This is a genomic window from Pseudomonas sp. Irchel s3h14, from assembly GCF_900187425.1.
Classification (GTDB): Bacteria; Pseudomonadota; Gammaproteobacteria; order Pseudomonadales; family Pseudomonadaceae; genus Aquipseudomonas.
The window spans coordinates 82,847-101,246 of record NZ_FYDJ01000016.1; the positions used below are offsets into that span (position 1 = coordinate 82,847).

Consider the following 18,400-nt stretch of genomic DNA (forward strand, 5'->3'; position numbering starts at 1 on the left):
CTCAGCGCTCGTCCAAGCCAGCCAGACGACCACCGTGGAGCACCACTTTTTCGGCCAGCCGCGCGGCAACCCGTGGGCTGTGGGTGACCATCAACAAGGTGGTTGGACTGTCGTCGAGCAACTCCAGCAACAACTTCAAGACCTCATCGCTGGTGGCTTCATCGAGGCTGCCGGTAGGTTCGTCGGCCAGCAGCAATTTCGGCTGCGACGCCAAGGCACGGCCCAGCGCGACCCGTTGCTGTTGACCGCCGGACAGCTGTTCCGGATAACGCTGTAACAAATCACCCAAGCCCAGACGTTGCACCAGATGCGCCTGCCAGCGCGGATCATGGCGCCCCGCCAGTCGCGCCTGAAAGGCCAGGTTGTCCTCCACGCGCAAACTGCCGATCAGGTTGAACTGCTGAAACACCAGGCCGATTTCGGTCCGCCGCCAGTTCGCCAGTTGCCCTTCGCTCATCAGCTCCAGCCGATGTTCGCCGCTGCGGATGCTGCCGCGATCCACCTTGTCCAGCCCGGCAATCAGGTGCAGCAAGGTGCTTTTGCCACTGCCCGACTCCCCCATCAACGCCAGGCTGCTGCCGGGTTTCAAGGTGAGGTCGACACCTTGCAGAACCGGTAGTGGGCCCTGGGGAGTGGCGTAGCTTTTGAAGACGCCTTGGACCGAAAGCATGGGGAAAACCGTTCGATGTGCGTGGAGCAAGGATAGCGGACGGCAGCAGCACCGCGAATAGGTCCGCTCAGACAGCTCATGGACCACACATTTCAGGGAAAAAACATACACAACCAAGGAATTGCCTGACTGCTCATTCGTATCCATATGGATACATTTGAGCAATGAATTATCTTATTCAACAAACTATGATCTTCGCGACATGGCATGCATCAGTTCGTGACTTGCAGGCGAAGTTAGCCATCGCTCGTCGCATTGATCGTGCCTCTGCGGGTAATCTGGGCGATATCAAACCGGTGGGTGATGGTGTTTCCGAAATGCGCGTGGACGTCGGTGCAGGCTATCGGGTCTACTTCACTATGCGAAATAGCGTCGTCATTGTGCTGTTGGCGGGTGGTGACAAATCTTCGCAAACCGCCGACATCAGGCGGGCGAAAAAATTGGCGAAAGAGGTTTAAACATGAGCCAGACTTTGACTACTTTCGATATGGCGGCTCTGCTGGACAGTGACGAAGCCATCAGCGAGTACCTTTCGCAAGTGCTCGCTGACGGCGACAACGAAGAATTTCTTCGCGCTATCGGCTATGTGGTGAAAGCGCGTGGAATGACACAGATAGCCAAGGATTCGGGTATGGGCCGCGAAAGCCTGTACAAGGCCTTCGCGCCAGGTGCAAAACCACGTTTCGATACGGTTTTAAAGGTCATTCACGCCCTTGGCATTGATCTCTGCGCGCAACCGGGTCATTCGGTCAATCACTCGACGCTCTGAGAGACTCTTTTGACTAGACTGCTCGCTTCTGCGCCACCCACGTAAAACACAACGGCAGCTGCGCCATTTGCTGCTCATACCGATCATAGAGCTCCTCGCGGTTGGAGTGCGGGTACTCCTTGAAGTGGCTGATCTGCAATCCGGCGTCGATGGCGCCAGTGAAGATGGCGCCCAGGGTGTGGACGAACCAGTAGGACGGAGCCGCCTGCTGGTCGACTTTGCCTTCGTACACGATCGGCTGGTCCTGCACGAAAGGCTCACTGCGAAAGTACGAGCTGTCCGGCCGATACGGATCGGCTGACTCGGGGTCGAACATTTCGAGGAAGGGATGGGTTTCGTACACCACCAGGCTGCCACCGGGCTTGAGGGTTTGCGCGACGTGGCGGAAGAATTCGCCGATGTCCGGCATCCAGTTCAACACGCCGATGGTGATCAGGGCCACGTCGAAGCGGCCATGAAGTTCAGTCGGCAAGTGATGGATGTCTGCCTCGATGAACTCCGGCGCATGGGGCGAGCGTGACGCCAGTTCCCGCGCCTGATCGAGGAAAGCCTCGGACTGGTCGACGCCTACAACGCTGCGGGCACCCAGCGCAAACAACGAAAGGCTTTCGCGGCCGTTGTTGCAGCCCAGTTGCACCACGTCTTTGCCGTCGACACCCACTTGTTCCAGCAAACCTCGGAGGGTGTCGTCCAAGCAGCAAAAATCCCTGTCACCCACAGCCGTCAAACGGGCCTGCCATTCGGGAGTGTCTTTGTGGTGTCGGGCAGAGTCATTCCACGCATCGCGGTTGCTGGCGATGGCTTTTTCTTTTGTCGGCATTTCCATTGCGCGCTCCAGACTGGGGTCTTGATTGACCGGCACGAGTTTAGATCAGGGTTTTGAAAAACCCCATTGAGTCTTTGTTCAAATCTTGTAACCCGGGGGTGTCAGCACGTTCAGGGGACGCGGTAGTGAGGTCTGTGGAGTCGATGCCCCACGGGGGACGGGCCGACCTCCTTACAACCCACCCTCAGCCTGGTCCAGCCGCTCCCGCAAAAACTCGATCAGCGCCTGCACCGGCCGTGAACTCTGGCGGTGCTGCGGATACACCGCCGATAACGTCAGCGGCTGCGGACGAAACTCATCCAGCACCGGCACCAGCCTGCCGTCCTTCAACGCTGAACCGACAATGAAGGTCGGCAAGTAAGTAATCCCCATGCCGGCAATCGCCGCGTCCCTGAGCAATTCACCATTGTTGACCCGCATCCGCCCGGTGACATTGACCACCAACGGCTTGCCCTGCCCTTCGAAACGCCATTGCACTTGACGCCCGTGGCCGTAAGGCAGGCAGTCATGGCTGTGCAAGTCTTCGGGTTTGAGCGGCGTGCCGCGCTCGGCCAGGTAAACCGGGCTGGCGCAGTACACCCGCTGGATGGAAGCGATGCGTCGGGCGATCAGCGTCGAGTCCTCCAGAATGCCGATGCGCAGCGCCAGGTCATAACCCTCACTGAGCAAATCCACCGGCCGATCACTGAGGTCGACCTCCACCGTGACATCGCGATAACGCTGCAAAAACACCGGCAGCAAACAGCCCAAATGCGCCACCGCAAACGACAATGGCGCGCTGATACGAATAGTGCCGCGGGGCTCGGTGGTCTGGCCGGCGATGCCCTGTTCCACTTGCTCGACTTCACCGAGCAGGCGCGAGGCTGACTCGTAATAACTCTGCCCCAGTGGCGTGACGTCCAGTCGCCGCGTGGAGCGATTGAGCAGACGCACACCCAGACGCTCTTCGAGTTGCATCAAGCGCCGGCTGACGAACTGCTTGGACAGGCCCAATTGATCGGCCGCCGCGGTGAAGCTGCCGGAGTCCATGACCTGGCAAAAAATACGCATATCTTCGAACGGGTTCATTGTCACGCCTTGGTTGACAGTCAAACATTTTATAGCCGCTTTTTCCTTTTTAGGCACCTTATTAATCTGTGTCCACGGTGCAGCGACAGCCGCTGCTTCTAAACCCAAACCGAACACACAATTAAAAAGGAATTAACCATGAACATCGTGAAAAAAACCCTGACCGCTTCCCTCCTCGCCCTGGCCGTAGGCAACGCCTTTGCCGCTGGCAGCCCGGGTGTCGAACACAACACGCAAGCCTTCCTCGAAGCCCTCGCTGCCGGCGGTGGCCTGCCGCTTGAGCAACTGAGCCCGAAAGAGGCCCGTGCAGTACTGACCGGCGCGCAAAACTCAGTGAAGGTTGATCTGGCGGGTGTGGACGTCAACGACCGTACAATCAAGGTCGATGGGCAAACCATCAACCTGAAAATCGTGCGGCCGGCCAAGGTCAAAGGTGAATTGCCGGTGTTCATGTTCTTCCACGGTGGCGGCTGGGTGTTGGGCGATTACCCGACTCACCAGCGTCTGATCCACGACCTGGTGGTCGGCTCCGGTGCCGTCGCGGTGTATGTCGATTACACGCCGTCGCCGGAAGCGCACTACCCGACCGCGATCAACCAGGCTTACGCCGCGACCCGTTGGGTGGCCGAGCATGGCAAGGACATCGGCGTCGATGGCAAACGCCTGGCCGTGGCCGGCAACAGCGTCGGCGGCAATATGGCGGCGGTCGTGGCCTTGATGGCCAAGGAACAGAAAACTCCGGCGCTGCGCTTCCAGCTGTTGATGTGGCCAGTGACCAACGCACAGTTCGACACCGGGTCGTACCGGCAATTTGCTGAAGGCCACTTCCTGACCAAGGGCATGATGAACTGGTTCTGGGACAGCTACACCACCGACACAGCCGAGCGTGCGCAGATCCATGCCTCGCCGTTGCAAGCCAGCGCCGAACAGCTTAAAGGTCTGCCAGCGGCCCTGGTGCAAACCGCCGAGTTCGACGTGTTGCGCGACGAAGGCGAAGCCTATGCCCGCCACCTCGACGCGGCCGGGGTGCCGGTCACGGCCGTGCGCTACAACGGCATGATTCACGACTTCGGTCTGCTCAACCCACTGAGCCAGATTCCGCAAGTGAAAGCAGCGGTTCGCCAGGCGGCACTGGAACTCAAGACGCATCTGAACTGAGCCCCCTCGCCTCGCCACACAGAAATGCGTGGCGAAGCTGCTACGCGATCGAAAGCAATCTTTAGCCGGAGTTTCCCCATGTCCTTTTTCCTTGCCCATCTGCTGTCGTGGAGTGCCCTGATGCTGGTGATCGACGCCGTGCTCTGGCACCTCGCGCCGTTCAAGCATCGCGTCACGCGGGTCGGTGTGCGTCTGACACTGTTCGTGATGTTCAGCGCACTCGCGATCAATGCCGGCGTGAGTCCGTTGCAGGCGCCGCTGTTCGCCGAGGATCGCGTGGCGCAATCGGGCGCCACGGCGCTGGGGATTCTCTGGTGGCTGTACGCCGCACGGGTGCTCACCGAAGTCATCGGTCTGGTGCTGATGCGCCGCATCGGTCACAGCGGTCGGTTGCTGCAGGATGTCATCGGCGCGCTGGTGTTTCTGATCGCCATCGTCGCGGCGGCCGGTTATGTACTGGAGTTGCCAGTGAAAGGTTTGTTGGCGACTTCCGGCGTCGTGGCAATCGTCGTGGGTCTGGCGTTGCAAAGTACCTTGAGCGACGTGTTTTCCGGGATCGTGCTCAACACCACCAAGCCGTATCAGGTGGATGACTGGATCATGATCGACGGCGTCGAGGGCAAAGTGCTCGACATCGACTGGCGCGCCACCCACCTGCTGACCAGTGCCGGCAGTACCGCAGTGGTGCCGAACTCGGTGGCGGCCAAGGCAAAAATCGTCAACCTCAGTCGGCCGAACAACCTGCACGGTGTGTCGATCAGCATTAAGGTGCCTAACCACATTCGCCCGCGTCGGGTGCTGGATGCACTGGACCGCACGCTTCAGGGCAGCAGCAGTTTGCTGCTCAACCCGGCACCGAAAGCAGTGCTGAAAGAGTCTGGCGAAACCATGTCCGAATACGTAGCCAGCGGGTTTATCGCCGAGCTGGGTAAAAAAAGCGAAGTGCGCAATCAACTGTTCGACCTGGTGCATCGGCACCTTGAAGCGGCGGGGATTTCCCGGCAACTCGATGGCGTGATTGAACCGACGACCCGCGCACGGGCGTTGCTCGATGAAGTGAAAATCTTCCGTTCCTTGAGCGAGGATGAGCGTGATCAGATCGCCCAGTCGATGGTCCCGCAGCAGTACGCGGCAGGTCAGGTGGTACTGGAATTGGGCGAAGTGCCAGACAGCTTGATGGTGATCGCCACCGGCGTGGTCAGCGCCACCGTGCCCAATGGCACTGGGCAAACCGAAGCCGGGCGTATGGGGCCGAGCGAAGTCATGGGCGAGCAAAGCATTCTCGCCGATACGCCCTCGCAGGCGACCTTCACCACATTGACCTCGTGCATCATTTACCGGATCGACAAATCTCTGACCCGTAACTGCATGGAACAACGCGTCGAAGTGGGTCGGGCGCTGAACAAGCTGCAGGCGGTCAGACAGCAGAGCAGTCGGTTGGCGTTGATGACCACACCGGTGCCGATCAGGAAAAGCGGATTCCTGAGTTGGCTGCAGAAACGCCAACCGGTGTAACGGGCCACACGGTCCATGTAGCAGCAGCCTCGCAAGCTCGACAGCGGCTACAAAAAGCTCATTCGCCAGACGCAAAAATGCCCGCACATTCGCGGGCATCTTTCTGTGCGATCGCAAACTTACTTCGAAGAAAGCACCGAGTAGCTGTTCATCAAATTGCGGTAGTTCGGAATGCGCGGTGACAGCAGGTTCGCCAGGCCTTCCATGTCGTTGCGCCAGTCGCCCTGCAGCTCGCAGGCCACCGAGAACCAATTCACCAGTTGAGCACCGGCCGCCGCCATGCGCGCCCAGGCTGCTTGTTGCACGGTTTCGTTGAAAGTACCCGAGGCATCGGTCACCACGAACACTTCAAAGCCTTCAGCCAGCGCCGACAGCGTCGGGAACGTCACGCAAACGTCGGTGACTACACCGGCGATGATCAGTTGCTTGCGGCCAGTGGCTTTAACGGCTTTGACGAAATCTTCGTTATCCCAGGCGTTGATCTGGCCTGGACGCGGGATATACGGCGCGTCCGGGAATTGCTCTTTCAACTCGGGAACCATCGGGCCGTTCGGGCCGTTTTCGAAGCTGGTGGTCAGGATGGTCGGCAGCTTGAAGAACTTGGCCACATCGCCCAGGGCCAGTACGTTGTTCTTGAATTCATTCGGCGAGAAATCCTGAACCAGCGAGATCAGGCCCGTCTGGTGGTCGACCAACAGGACAACAGCGTCATCTTTGTTCAGGCGTTTGTACGGAACGTTGCTCATGTGAAACTCCTCGGTGGTTGGGTGTTACATGCGGCGACGACGTGAAGGGTCGGCGCTTTTTTTTTGATCGTCAGAACGCGAAGCACGAGCAGCCAAACGCGCCCCAGAAACCCGCGAAATCGCTGACCGGCGCATTCGACAACCGCGCCTTTTCATGGCTATGGGAATGCACGCCGCACGGCCCGCTGCAATGGTGAACCTGCGCCTGCATCGGTGAGGTCGGACGCCAGTGCCCCGGCACTTTCACCACCGGCGACCAGTCCGGCAGCACCGGTACGCTGGCCGGCCCGAGTTTTTCGAAGTCACCGGCGGCGTACACCACCTTGCCGCCGACCACGGTCAACACCGACTCGATCCACTTGATCGCTTCTTCGTCGACGCTGAAAAAATCCGCGCTCAAGGCTGCGACGTCAGCCAGTTGGCCGACCTTGATCATGCCTTTCTTGCCCTGCTCGGAAGAGAACCAGGCGCTACCGTGGGTGAACAGCTCCAGTGCGGTTTGACGAGACAAGCCCTCGGCATGCAGTTCCAGGCCACCGACCGTGCGACCGCTGACCATCCAGTACAGCGAAGTCCAGGGGTTGTAACTGGACACTCGCGTGGCATCGGTGCCGGCGCCGATCGGTATACCTTCGGCCAGCATGCGTTTGATCGGCGGGGTCGCTTCGGCGGCTTTGGCGCCGTAACGCTCAACGAAATATTCGCCCTGGAATGCCATGCGATCCTGAATCGCGATACCGCCACCCAGCGCCCTCACCCGCTCAATGTTCTGCGGTGTAATGGTTTCGGCGTGGTCGAAAAACCACGGCAAACCGTTGAACGGAATGTCGCGATTGACCTTCTCGAACACGTCGAGCATGCGGCTGATGGATTCGTTGTACGTGGCGTGCAAACGGAACGGCCAGCGCTGCTCGACCAAGTGGCGCACCACCGGCTCCAGCTCGTCTTCCATGGTTTGCGGCAAGTCCGGACGCGGCTCAAGGAAATCCTCGAAATCCGCCGCTGAAAACACCAGCATTTCCCCGGCGCCGTTATGCCGCAGGTAATCGTCGCCCTGATGCAGGGTCACGCTGCTGGTCCAGTTTTTGAAATCGGTCAGCTCTTCCTTGGGCTTCTGGGTGAACAGGTTGTAGGCGATGCGAACGGTCAGCTGCTGGTCCTTGGCCAACTGCTCGATCACCTGATAATCGTCCGGATAATTCTGGAAACCGCCGCCGGCATCGATGGCGCTGGTCAGGCCGAGACGGTTGAGCTCGCGCATGAATTGGCGGGTGGAGTTGACCTGATACTCCAGCGGCAACTTCGGCCCCTTCGCCAGGGTCGAGTAGAGAATCATCGCGTTGGGCCGGGCGACCAGCATGCCGGTCGGTTCACCGTTGGCATCGCGCACAATCTCGCCACCCGGCGGGTTCGGCGTGTTGCGGGTGTAACCGGCCACGCGCAACGCGGCACGGTTGAGCAAAGCGCGGTCGTACAAATGCAGGACAAATACCGGTGTATCCGGCGCGGCCTGATTGAGTTCTTCGAGGGTCGGCATGCGCTTTTCAGCGAACTGGAATTCGTTCCAGCCACCGACCACACGCACCCATTGCGGCGTCGGCGTGCGGTCGGCCTGATCCTTGAGCATGCGCAGCGCGTCGGCCAGTGAGGGGACGCCTTCCCAGCGCAATTCGAGGTTGTAGTTGAGGCCACCACGGATCAGGTGCAAGTGCGAGTCGTTGAGACCGGGAATGACGCAGCGACCCTTGAGATCGATGACCTGTGTGCCCGAACCGCGCAGGGCCATGGCGTCGGCGTCGGTGCCGACTGCGACAAAGCGACCGTCGCTGATCGCTACAGCGCTGGCGCGTGGGTTTTCACGGTCAACGGTATGAAATTGGCCATTGAATAAAATCAGATCGGCGTTCATCGCGTTTCCTTGGGCTGAGTGGAAGAGGACAGCCAGGGCGCGAACAACCGCGTCGCCATCGGCATGAACAGGTACACCACCGAAACGACGATGGTTAGCGTGATCAGGAACGTCGCGACCACGTAATTGGACAGCAAGGTATTGAGCTGCAGCAGCGGCCCCCAGATCAGCGGCACCAACAAGGTGTGCGGCAAAATCACCAACAACGTCACCACGGCCTGCTTCCAGCGCGGCGGTGGCGGCGAAGCGGCGTCGGCTTGCGGCGCGAACCAGAATTCGTTGACCGGATTGACCTCGGTCTGGTCGCCGTCAGCGAGCATCGGCGTGGCTTCGTTGACCAGTCCCAGCCGTTGCGGCGAATCGAGCCAGCGCTGCATCGATTCGGTCGAGCAGAAGCGCAGCACGCAGGTGTACAGGTCAAGACCGGCACTCTTGCCGCGAATCACATCGACGCCCAAGTGCCCTTCCTGCTGCCCGGCAATGCTGACAATGTTGCGCAACCAGGCTTCGTAGGGCACTTCAAACCCCGCCTTGACCCTGTGCTTGATGACCAGTGTCACGACTTCCTCGAAACGATTGGATTCAGGCATAACGCAAAGCTCCAGGGAAACGGACATTGAGCGCCAGCCGTCCCGGCCCGGCGATAAGAAGGCTGGTGAACAACATCATCAGCAGCCAGCCGAACTGCCCTTCATCGAGGCTCCATTGCGGATGCACAATCAACAGCGCGATCAGCAGCACACACAGAATCGGCAGGCACGCCAAACGCACAAACACCCCGGCGACGATCAGTAACGGACACAGCACCTCGGCGAAAATCGCCAGTATCAGCGTGACGTTCGCGCCCAGGTGAAACGGGTCTTCGATGGTTTGCAGTTGAGTACTGTAGTTAAGCAACTTCGGCAAACCGTGCACCCACAGCAGAAACAAACCACCGCTGACCCGCAAAAAAAACAGCCCGAGATCCTGGGCTCGTTCATCCCATCGCGAAGCGTTCATGGGCTACCTGCACTAATGAAAAACCACCGGCAGCGATGTGCCGGAACGTCATTCGATAGTGCCGGTGCGAGGAGGGGAAAAATTGGATGTACGTGCTCTTTTTGCGACCGTGCGCCGATCTACAGTGGAACTTAAATCGGCTGTGAGATCGCCACGTTCAAGCCGAAATCGGCAAAGGCCTCGACATGAACTCACTGATCCGCGACCGCAACCATCGCTCCGCCGGATCGTTGTCATGCACCCCGCTCCAGGCCATCGAAAGCTGCGCCGCTTCAATCGGAAACGGCGGGTCTTCGGCCCGCAACGCACAACCCTCGACCAGCGCGCACGCTGCGTAATCCGGCACGGTAGCGATCATCTCGGTCCCGGCCAGCAACGCCCGCAACCCACTGAACTGCGGAACGCCCAACACCACCCGCCGACTTCGTCCGATCTTCGCGAGATCAAGATCAATGTTGCCGCTCAAGTCCCCCGAAAACGACACCATCGCATGCGGTCGTTCACAGTACTCATCCAGCGACAGAGATCCCGCCCGTTTATCACCGCGCAGCACCTTGCACGGAATATCCCGTAACGTCTTGCGCTTGGCGTTGGCCGGCAGATCCGTGGTGTAACTCACCCCTACCGAAATCTCACCGGACGCCAGCAACGCCGGCATCAGCAAATAATTCGCCCGCCGCACAACCACGATGATCCCTGGTGCCTCTTCCCGAAGCTGGCTCAACAATGGCGGAAACAAACCGAACTCGGCGTCGTCCGACAGGCCAATGCGGAACACATCGCAGCTTGTAGCGGGGTCGAATTCCTTAGCTCGGCTCACCGCCCCGGAAATCACATCCATCGCCGGTTGCAGTTCCTTGAGGATCGCCAGTGCGCGCCCCGTCGGCTCCATCCCGCGACCATTGCGCAACAGCAGCGGATCGTCGAACAGATCCCGCAACCGCCCCAGCGCCGCACTCACCGCCGGCTGCCCCATGAACAATTTTTCAGCAACACGGGTGAGGTTTTTTTCGAACATCAACGCTTCGAAAATCACTAACAGGTTCATGTCGACGCGGCGCAAATCATTACGGTTCACAGGCAGATTCCCTCGTGTGTTCAGCCAGGTACCAAGCGGTGGACTTCATTCGATCAGCGGTACGTTGGCCGCGCGTTTGTAAGGACCGTACTCCGCCGGTATCCATTGGAAATGCTTGCCTTCTGCCGCGATATGGCCGATACCCGGAAACGGCAAATGCGCCGCCGTTACCCAGACTTTGCTCGCCGCTGCATCGCTGAAAACCTTGGCGCGACTCTTGATCGCTTGCTGACTGTTGACGTCAAAGCCAATCGACACTTCAGGGTGCTCGAACTGCACCGCGAGGTTATGCACCAGGTCGCCCATGAACAAAATGCTCTGCCCCTGCGAGGTGAAGCGGTACGTGGTGCTGCCCGGCGTGTGACCGGCCTCGAGAACCGCCTCCATACCCGGCACGGGCGACTGACCGGCATCGAACGTCTTGAAGCGACCCGCCGCGACGTAGGGCGCGGTCGAGTCCTGGGCGATTTTGAAGTACGGCTTGGCACCCTCGGGCGCCTTGGCGAGGGCTTGGGGATCAAGCCAGTAGTCGGCTTCTGCCTTCGCAGCAAAGACCGTGGCGTTGGCGAAAATCGGTTTCTGTTGGCCGTCGACCAGTCCGCAGACATGGTCCAAATGCAGGTGGGTCAACAAAATCGTATCGACCTGCGCAGGCTCATAACCGGCGGCTTTCATATTGTCTGACAGCATCCCGGCTGTAGCACCAATGCACTGGCCGGCGCCGGTATCGACGAGGATCAACTGCTTGCCAGTGTTGATCAGAAAGGCGTTGAACGCGGTTTGTACGCCCGGCGTTTCAATCGAACGGCGAGCCAGCAGCGCGCGGATCTGACTTTGGGTCAGGCCCTTGAGCAGTTTGGGCGACAGATCGTTGTAGCCGTCGAACAACGCCGTCACCTCGTAATCGCCCACCGCCAACCGGTAGTAACCCGGCACTTGTGTGCCGACTTGCGCCGGTGCCTGAGCCGAGGAAATGCCGGACGCCAGCGCTACCGCGAGCCCCAGCGCGCAAACCAGAGAATGTTTCATGCCACCACCTTGGTCGAGTCAGAAGAGCGGCCACGCACAACGCCGCCAGATGACCTCGATTTTGCACGGCTCGCCCCCGTAGAAATTGCAGCAATGTGCTGAGTTAGCGCCGTTGGTTGCCACCTGCACGGACGGAATTAACAACGTTTAACTCGCCTGCCAGAGCCCTGCTGCCAAAAATGAAGCTCACCGACACGGACATTTGTCATGGCCCATTCTCAGCAAAACGTCGCCCGCGCGACGGCCACTGAAACGCGAAAGAAAAACACCGGTGGCCTGACCCCTTGGCGCGAAAACCTGGCCAAGCAACTGATCCTCGATCGCCTTGGTGAAACCGTTGAAGTGACCGAACTGGCCCGCGCCTGTGCCCTTTCGCGCAGTCATTTCTCCCGCGCGTTCAAGTGCAGCACCGGGCTCTCACCTCAAGACTGGATTCGCAACCAGCGCATCGCCCGCGCCAAGCAATTGATCCAGAGCACCGACCTGACGCTGACGCAAATCAGTCTCGAATGCGGCTTCTGCGATCAGGCTCATTTCTGCCACATCTTCACTCGCAATGAAGGCATCACTCCGTTTGCGTGGCGTTGCCGCGCTGTGCGCGCCCAGCCCCAACGCCCCGCCTACACGGCTCAACTTAACGCGCCGTAGACCCGCTAACACATTTCCTGTAGCAGCTGTCGAGCCCGGGCGAGGCTGCGTTCGGCTGCGAAGCAGTCGCAAAATCCGAGAACGCGGCCTACCTGGAACACCAGGGTGCTGAATTCACGACTGCTTCGCAGCCGAACGCAGCCTCGCCGGGGCTCGACAGCTGCTACAGAGCTTCCATGGCATAGGATCGTGGGGCCAGGGATTAACGCTTAGTCCTTCAAAAACGCCAGCAGATCAGTGTTGAGCTGATCCTTGTGGGTATCCGTCAAGCCATGAGGAGCGCCGGGGTAGATCTTCAACGTAGATCCTTTCACCAGTTTTGCAGACGCAATGCCCGCCGCTTCGATCGGCACCACCTGGTCAGCATCGCCATGCACCACCAGCGTCGGTATGTCGAACTTCTTCAGGTCTTCGGTGAAGTCGGTTTCGGAGAACGCCTTGATGCAGTCATAAGCGTTTTTATGGCCGGAGGTCATGCCTTGCATCCAGAACCAGTCGATCATGCCCTGAGATGACTTGGCGTCCGGTTTGTTGAAACCGAAGAACGGACCGCTAGCGAGGTCGATGTAAAGCTGAGAACGGTCGGCCAGGGATGCCTCGCGAATGCCGTCAAACACTTCGATCGGCAGGCCTCCGGGGTTGGCTTCAGTCTTGAGCATCAGCGGCGGCACCGAAGAAATCAGCCCGGCCTTGGCCACGCGCCCGGTGCCGTGACGACCAATGTAACGCGCCACTTCGCCGCCGCCGGTGGAGAAGCCGAACAGCACGACGTTTTGCAGATCCAATAACTCGATCAGCTGCGCCAGGTCATCGGCGTAGGTGTCCATGTCGTTGCCGGTCCATGGCTGGCTGGAGCGGCCATGACCGCGGCGATCATGGGCGATCACCCGGTAGCCTTTGGAGGCCAGGAAGATCATTTGCGATTCCCAGCTGTCGGCGTTCAACGGCCAGCCATGGCTGAAGACAATTGGCTGACCGGTGCCCCAGTCCTTGTAATAAATCTCGGTGCCGTCTCGGGTCGTGAACGTACTCATGCGTTATCTCCTTAGCGAGGGGTGGGGTGAATCAAACCGGTGAGTGGCTCATGCGTTCAGCCAGCCGCGCCACTCGCTCGCCCAGATGCGCGGCGGTGCAGCGGTCTTCGGGGGGCGGTGCGCATTCGGGGGACTGTTCGACATTCGACTGCGCCATGGCGCCGAGCGAGCTACCCAGGCGATTCATTTGCATAGCCACTGTGAAAGACCACCACCACGTTGCTCATTCCGACGTTCTCATGACATGTTTAATCCCTGTAGGAGCTGTCGAGTGAAACGAGGCTGCGATCTTTCGATCTTGTTTTTAAGAATCAAAGTCAAAAGATCGCAGCCTCGTTTCACTCGACAGCTCCTACAGGGGAGAGTTTTGAGCGTAGACCAGACGCAGGACGAGTTAAACGTTGTTAATTTTCCCTGGTGCGCCAAAAGGCTCAGCGATACCTTCAAGAGCGTCGCGCCCAATAAATACGGAACTCATGAACAGGGGCCGCAAACCAGCGGTCCAGGCGGACATTGCAGAGTCATCCGGCCAGCGCATTGCGCTACCGTAAAAACCTGACGAATATGCTCGGAAACCGCGTACCAGACGGCGGCAAGCAGGAGTGACACGTTGACCCTTCCCCCCGAACAAGCCATCCATTTCGGCCCCTACCGGATCTATCCCGGACAACGTCTGGTCATGGAGGCCGACCAGCCCCTGCGCCTGGGTCGGCGTGCCATGGACATTCTGTTGATCCTTTTGGAACACGCCGGGAAGGTGGTCAGCAAACAAACCCTGATCGCCGGGGTCTGGCCCAAAAGCGTGGTGGAAGACATCAACCTGCGGGTGCACATGGCCGCATTGCGCAAGGCCCTCGGTGACGGCCAGGCCGGCCAGCGTTACATCGTCACTGTGGCGCAGCGCGGGTACAGCTTTGTGGCGCCCTATTCGCTGGAGCACATCGAGCACCCTCCAGGGAGCGAAGCGCCCGCGCCGAGCGGTCACAACCTGCCCGTTCGTCGAACCCGCATGATCGGTCGCCAGTCCCTCGTCGACAACCTGATGGTCCAGCTGTCACGCCAGCGTTTCATTACCCTGGTCGGCCCCGGCGGGATCGGCAAGACCACCGTGGCCCTGCGTGTCGCCGAACAACTGATCGGGCGCTACCGGGATGGCATTCGTCTGCTGGACCTGGCGCCGATCAACGATCCGTCGATGATCACCGTTCACCTGGCGACATTGCTCGAACTGTCCTTGCACGACGCAGAGCCGATGAGCGGCCTCGCCGCGTTCTTGCGCGACCGGCAGATGCTGCTGGTGATCGACAACTGCGAACACCTGGTCGACGCCATCGCATTGCTGAGCGAGAGCATCCTGCGCGCCGCGCCAGAGGTGCACATCCTGGCCACCAGCCGTGAGAGCCTGCGGGCCGAAGGTGAATGTGTTCAGCGCCTGGAGTCGCTGGACTGCCCTCCCCCCATCGCCGTACCAGACCGCGCTCAGGCCCTTACATTTTCCGCCCTGCAGTTGTTCGTCGAACGCGCGATGGCCAGCCACGACAGCTTCGAACTGACCGATGACGAGCTGCCGCTGGCGATTGAAATCTGCCGGCGTCTGGACGGTATTCCACTGGCGATCGAATTGGCGGCCGCGCAAGTCAGCGGCCTCGGATTAAGCGGATTGCTGACCCAACTCCAAGGCAGTTTTCGCCTGCTCACCCAGGGTTGTCAGACCACGCTGGGCCGACACCAAACCCTGCGTGCCACGCTGGACTGGAGCTTCGAGCTGCTGAGTGCCTGCGAACAAACCTGTCTGCGCCGACTGGGTGTGTTCAGAGGCGGATTCACCCTGGAATCGGCGGCGGCGGTGATCGTCGGCGAACACATCGAACCGCAGGCCGTGTTTGGCTCGATTACGCAACTGGTGGCCAAATCGCTGCTGAACGTGGAAGTGGGTGACGAAGAGGTGTTCTACCGATTGCTCGACACCACCCGCAGCTATGCCCTGGAAAAACTCGACCAGGCCGCCGACCTGCCCGATACCCGCAAACGTCACTCCGAACGCTGCCTGGCGTTGATGAATCAAGCCCGGCACGACTGGGAGCTGATCCCGACAAGCACGTGGATCGAGCGTTATGCCCGCAATCTGGAAGACATTCGTTCGGCCCTCGACTGGGGCTTGAACGCACAAGGACCGCAGGCATTGGCGATCCGCCTGACGGCAACTTCCGCGCCGCTGTGGCAGGAACTGTCGCTGCTCAAGGAGCACGGCCTGTACGTGCGCAAGGCGCTATCACTGCTCGATGCAACGGCCGATCCTTGCCCGCAGCTGAAAATAGCCCTGCATCTCGCCCTTGGCAGCGCCTGCTATCACACTCAGGTCGGCACGACGGAAACCGTCGAGGCGTTCGTCAGCGCCAGAACCCTGGCCAAACATTGCAACGATTTGGCCGGTCAGTTGCGGGCGGTGTCCGGGCATATGGCGGTCAACCTCTGTAGCGCCAACTATCAAATGGCCCTGGAACAGAGCCGACAATTCGATCGGCTGGGGCTGCACGGCGATGCGGTGTTGTCCCTCAGCACGCATCGCTTGCGGGTGCTGGCGTTGCACTTTGCCGGGGACCAGCAGCAGGCGCGGGTGAATGCCGAACAGGTCCTTCAGCGCATGGCCCAGAGCGGCCACCTCAACCGCTTCACCTACGGTTTTGGCGTGCACTACGATCAGAGCGTCGCCGCCCTGACGATTCTGGCGCGCATCCTCTGGTTGCAGGGGCAACCGGAACAAGCCTGGCGCACCGCCCGGCAAGCGCTGGACATTGCGATCCAGATCAACCACGGCACGTCCATCTGCTACACCCTGGCGCTGGCCGGTTGCCTGATCGCTCACTACAACGGCGATACCCGTACCGCTCGTGAACTCTTGCGCCTGCTGCTGGAACAAGCACAGAAACACTCGGTGCTGCTGTTCTACACCTGGGCCCGGCACTATGCGCAGGTGATCGACCGCACCGAGGCGCACTTGCCTCTTCAGCCAGGCGTGGGGCTGATCAAGGACATCATGGTCACGCTGGATAGCGGTTTCGTCGATGACGCCCTGTTGCAACGGGCCGACACCGGTACGGCCGGCTGGAGCACGGCGGAAGTTCTGCGGGCCCGGGCTGATGCGCTGCTGGCCGAGAATTGCCCACTGAAAACCGAAGCGGCGGAGGCCGTGCTGATCAGGGCATTGAACGTGGCGAAACATCAGGGCGCCCTGGCGTGGGAACTGCGAAGCGCCACCTCGCTGGCGCAACTTTGGCAGCGTCAGGGCTTGTATCAGCAAGCACATGAGCTGCTGGCACCGATCTACCATCGGTTCACCGAGGGATTTTCTACGCCGGACCTGAGCAAAGTCCGTCGATTACTCGATGAGCTCCATGGGCAACTGCACGCCTGAGACCCAGCGCGCCCGGCTGATGTAGTGCGAATAGCGCCGCTCAAACGTCCGCAGATGGCCACTGTGTTCGAGCTTCTCAAGGGCATACGTGCGCGTGGTGTTGAGTAAACGATAACGAGCGGTGCCGTTGACCTGATCCATCGAGAGCAACGATTTGGCGACCAATCGCTTCACCAGTTCCGCCAGTTGATTGGGCTTCAGCTCCACGCAACTGCACACGCCAATCGCGGCATCGAGGGTGAAGGACATTTTCAACACCGACAGGCGCTGCAACACGGTTTGTTCCTGCAGGCTCAGCCGCTCATAGCTCCAGTCCAGCGCAGCTTTGAGCGTCTGATGTCGGGGCACCGCCGTGCGCCGGCCGTGGGTCAGCAGCTGAAGACAGTTATCCAGCTGAGCTTGCAAACCGACCAACGCCAGCGCGTGGATCTGCGCCGCTGCCAGTTCAATGGCCAGTGGCAACCCATCGAGCCGCCGACAAATTTCACGGACCGCCTGGAGGTCTTGTTCGCGCAAGGCAAACCCTTGTTGACGGGTTCGGGCACGACTGACGAACAGCTGCACCGCCGAATACCCCATGGCTTCGGCGACACTGTGCAACGCCGACACGGGCGGCACCGTCAGAGACGGCAGACGCTGGACCGTTTCTTCTGCCGCCTGCAAAGGCTCGCGGCTGGTCACCAGAATGGACAACCGAGGCGCCGACATCAGCAAATCCTCGACCAGGGTTCGGCAGTGTTCCAGCAGGTGATCGCAGTTGTCGAGCACCAGCAACGTGTGTCGGTTTGCCAGTCCGTCCAGCGTCGTGCCGATCTCCCGTTCAAGGGTCTGGGTCAGATGATCGATCACTCGAGTGGGATCATCGATCGCCGCGAAATCAACCAACCACACGCCATCTTCATAGTGCTGCAACAGCAGTTCGGCGACACGCAACGCCACCGTGGTCTTGCCGATGCCGCCGGGGCCAACCAGCGTCATGAGACGCCGAACCGGCAACTGCCGGACGAGACTGCCGACCATCGAATCTCGGCCGGTCACCGGCGTGAGTCGTGCAGGCAGGTTGTGCTGATGTTTTTGAACGGTCTCGATCAAGACCTGCGTGCCCGCGGACGCAGGCTGCACCGAGGCGATAAAGCTATAACCGCGTTGGGGAATGTTGACGATGTAGCGCTGGCCATTCTGCCCGTCGCCAAGCGCCCGACGCAGGGCCGCAATGTGCACGCGCAGGTTGATTTCCTCGACCACGGACGTCGGCCAGACATGAGCAATCAGTTCGTCCTTGCTGACCACGTTGCCGGCGCGCTCGACCAGCACCTGGAGGATATCCAGTGCCCGACCGCCCATGCGCAGCGGTCGATCACCGTCAAGGATCAGCCGTTGCCGCAGGTGGAATGCATAGGGGCCGAATCGCAGCACCGCATCGCTGTTCAAATCTCTGAGGCTGTTCATGCACATTCACGTGCTGAAACCCGGCCCGGCTCACAGTGCAGCAACATCCCTTGCACCCGCCTTCCAGGCTCCCGCACCTCCATTGCA

17 protein-coding genes and 1 pseudogene are annotated in these 18,400 nt (G+C 60.1%); 6 read left to right on the plus strand and 12 right to left on the minus strand.

Translation table 11 applies throughout. The annotated features are described in order from the left end of the window. Position 1: 1 nt before the first annotated feature. Entirely contained in the window at positions 2 to 670 is a 669-nt protein-coding gene (locus tag CKW16_RS24235) for an ABC transporter ATP-binding protein (RefSeq protein ID WP_095131330.1), read from the minus strand. A gap of 164 nt (positions 671 to 834) precedes the next feature. On the opposite strand from CKW16_RS24235, the gene CKW16_RS24240 reads away from it, so the two are divergent. Beyond that, positions 835 to 1,128, plus strand: coding sequence for a type II toxin-antitoxin system RelE/ParE family toxin (locus tag CKW16_RS24240; protein WP_095131332.1), 294 nt, complete (start codon positions 835 to 837; stop codon positions 1,126 to 1,128). Between the two features lie 2 nt (positions 1,129 to 1,130). Next, a complete protein-coding gene (locus tag CKW16_RS24245; protein WP_008153842.1) occupies positions 1,131 to 1,439 on the plus strand; it encodes an addiction module antidote protein in 309 nt (102 codons plus the stop codon). A gap of 13 nt (positions 1,440 to 1,452) precedes the next feature. On the opposite strand, the gene CKW16_RS24250 is transcribed toward CKW16_RS24245, so the two are convergent. After that, entirely contained in the window at positions 1,453 to 2,265 is an 813-nt protein-coding gene (locus tag CKW16_RS24250; protein ID WP_095131334.1) for a bifunctional 2-polyprenyl-6-hydroxyphenol methylase/3-demethylubiquinol 3-O-methyltransferase UbiG, read from the minus strand. Between the two features lie 171 nt (positions 2,266 to 2,436). Beyond that, positions 2,437 to 3,333: a LysR family transcriptional regulator gene (locus tag CKW16_RS24255; protein WP_095131336.1), complete on the minus strand. Its 897-nt coding sequence runs from the start codon at positions 3,331 to 3,333 to the stop codon at positions 2,437 to 2,439. 138 nt (positions 3,334 to 3,471) lie between these two features. On the opposite strand from CKW16_RS24255, the gene CKW16_RS24260 reads away from it, so the two are divergent. Together CKW16_RS24260 and CKW16_RS24265 are read left to right on the plus strand one after the other, a co-directional pair. Further along, positions 3,472 to 4,491 (plus strand): alpha/beta hydrolase, encoded by a 1,020-nt coding sequence (locus CKW16_RS24260; RefSeq protein ID WP_095131338.1) that lies wholly within the window; start codon positions 3,472 to 3,474, stop codon positions 4,489 to 4,491. Between the two features lie 78 nt (positions 4,492 to 4,569). Then, positions 4,570 to 6,006 carry a mechanosensitive ion channel family protein gene (locus CKW16_RS24265; protein WP_095131340.1) on the plus strand — a complete coding sequence of 479 codons (1,437 nt, stop codon included), beginning with the start codon at positions 4,570 to 4,572 and terminating at the stop codon, positions 6,004 to 6,006. Positions 6,007 to 6,125: 119 nt separating this feature from the next. Here the strand turns inward: CKW16_RS24265 and ycaC are convergent, their stop codons facing one another. The 6 genes from ycaC to CKW16_RS24295 all read right to left on the minus strand — a co-directional run bounded on the left by ycaC (position 6,126) and on the right by CKW16_RS24295 (position 11,767). Then, positions 6,126 to 6,752 (minus strand): isochorismate family cysteine hydrolase YcaC, encoded by a 627-nt coding sequence (ycaC, locus tag CKW16_RS24270; RefSeq protein WP_045061273.1) that lies wholly within the window; start codon positions 6,750 to 6,752, stop codon positions 6,126 to 6,128. Positions 6,753 to 6,822: 70 nt separating this feature from the next. Beyond that, positions 6,823 to 8,661, minus strand: a complete 1,839-nt coding sequence (locus CKW16_RS24275; RefSeq protein ID WP_095131342.1) for an amidohydrolase — start codon at positions 8,659 to 8,661, stop codon at positions 6,823 to 6,825. Continuing rightward, entirely contained in the window at positions 8,658 to 9,251 is a 594-nt protein-coding gene (locus CKW16_RS24280; protein ID WP_095131344.1) for an antibiotic biosynthesis monooxygenase, read from the minus strand. The genes CKW16_RS24275 and CKW16_RS24280 overlap by 4 nt, the downstream gene beginning before the upstream one ends. Further along, positions 9,244 to 9,660, minus strand: a complete 417-nt coding sequence (locus CKW16_RS24285) for a DoxX family protein (protein ID WP_095131346.1) — start codon at positions 9,658 to 9,660, stop codon at positions 9,244 to 9,246. The genes CKW16_RS24280 and CKW16_RS24285 overlap by 8 nt, the downstream gene beginning before the upstream one ends. Before the next feature lie 157 nt (positions 9,661 to 9,817). Then, a complete protein-coding gene (locus CKW16_RS24290) occupies positions 9,818 to 10,738 on the minus strand; it encodes a LysR family transcriptional regulator (RefSeq protein ID WP_095131348.1) in 921 nt (306 codons plus the stop codon). Between the two features lie 45 nt (positions 10,739 to 10,783). Then, entirely contained in the window at positions 10,784 to 11,767 is a 984-nt protein-coding gene (locus tag CKW16_RS24295) for an MBL fold metallo-hydrolase (RefSeq protein WP_095131350.1), read from the minus strand. 207 nt (positions 11,768 to 11,974) lie between these two features. Between CKW16_RS24295 and CKW16_RS24300 the strand changes: the two genes are divergently transcribed. After that, positions 11,975 to 12,415, plus strand: a complete 441-nt coding sequence (locus CKW16_RS24300; protein WP_095131352.1) for a helix-turn-helix domain-containing protein — start codon at positions 11,975 to 11,977, stop codon at positions 12,413 to 12,415. A gap of 209 nt (positions 12,416 to 12,624) precedes the next feature. On the opposite strand, the gene CKW16_RS24305 is transcribed toward CKW16_RS24300, so the two are convergent. Both CKW16_RS24305 and CKW16_RS24310 read right to left on the minus strand, forming a co-directional pair. Further along, a complete protein-coding gene (locus CKW16_RS24305) occupies positions 12,625 to 13,449 on the minus strand; it encodes an alpha/beta fold hydrolase (RefSeq protein WP_095131354.1) in 825 nt (274 codons plus the stop codon). Between the two features lie 31 nt (positions 13,450 to 13,480). After that, positions 13,481 to 13,639 (minus strand): annotated as a pseudogene (locus tag CKW16_RS24310) (NADPH-dependent FMN reductase); the annotation flags it as partial. Positions 13,640 to 14,059: 420 nt separating this feature from the next. On the opposite strand from CKW16_RS24310, the gene CKW16_RS24315 reads away from it, so the two are divergent. Next, the gene (locus CKW16_RS24315) at positions 14,060 to 16,864 is read left to right on the plus strand and encodes a winged helix-turn-helix domain-containing protein (protein ID WP_095131356.1); all 2,805 of its coding nucleotides are present in this window, start codon (positions 14,060 to 14,062) and stop codon (positions 16,862 to 16,864) included. On the opposite strand, the gene CKW16_RS24320 is transcribed toward CKW16_RS24315, so the two are convergent. Further along, positions 16,829 to 18,313, minus strand: coding sequence for a winged helix-turn-helix domain-containing protein (locus tag CKW16_RS24320; RefSeq protein WP_095131358.1), 1,485 nt, complete (start codon positions 18,311 to 18,313; stop codon positions 16,829 to 16,831). The two genes, CKW16_RS24315 and CKW16_RS24320, sit on opposite strands and share 36 nt — an antisense overlap. Positions 18,314 to 18,400: the final 87 nt, after the last annotated feature.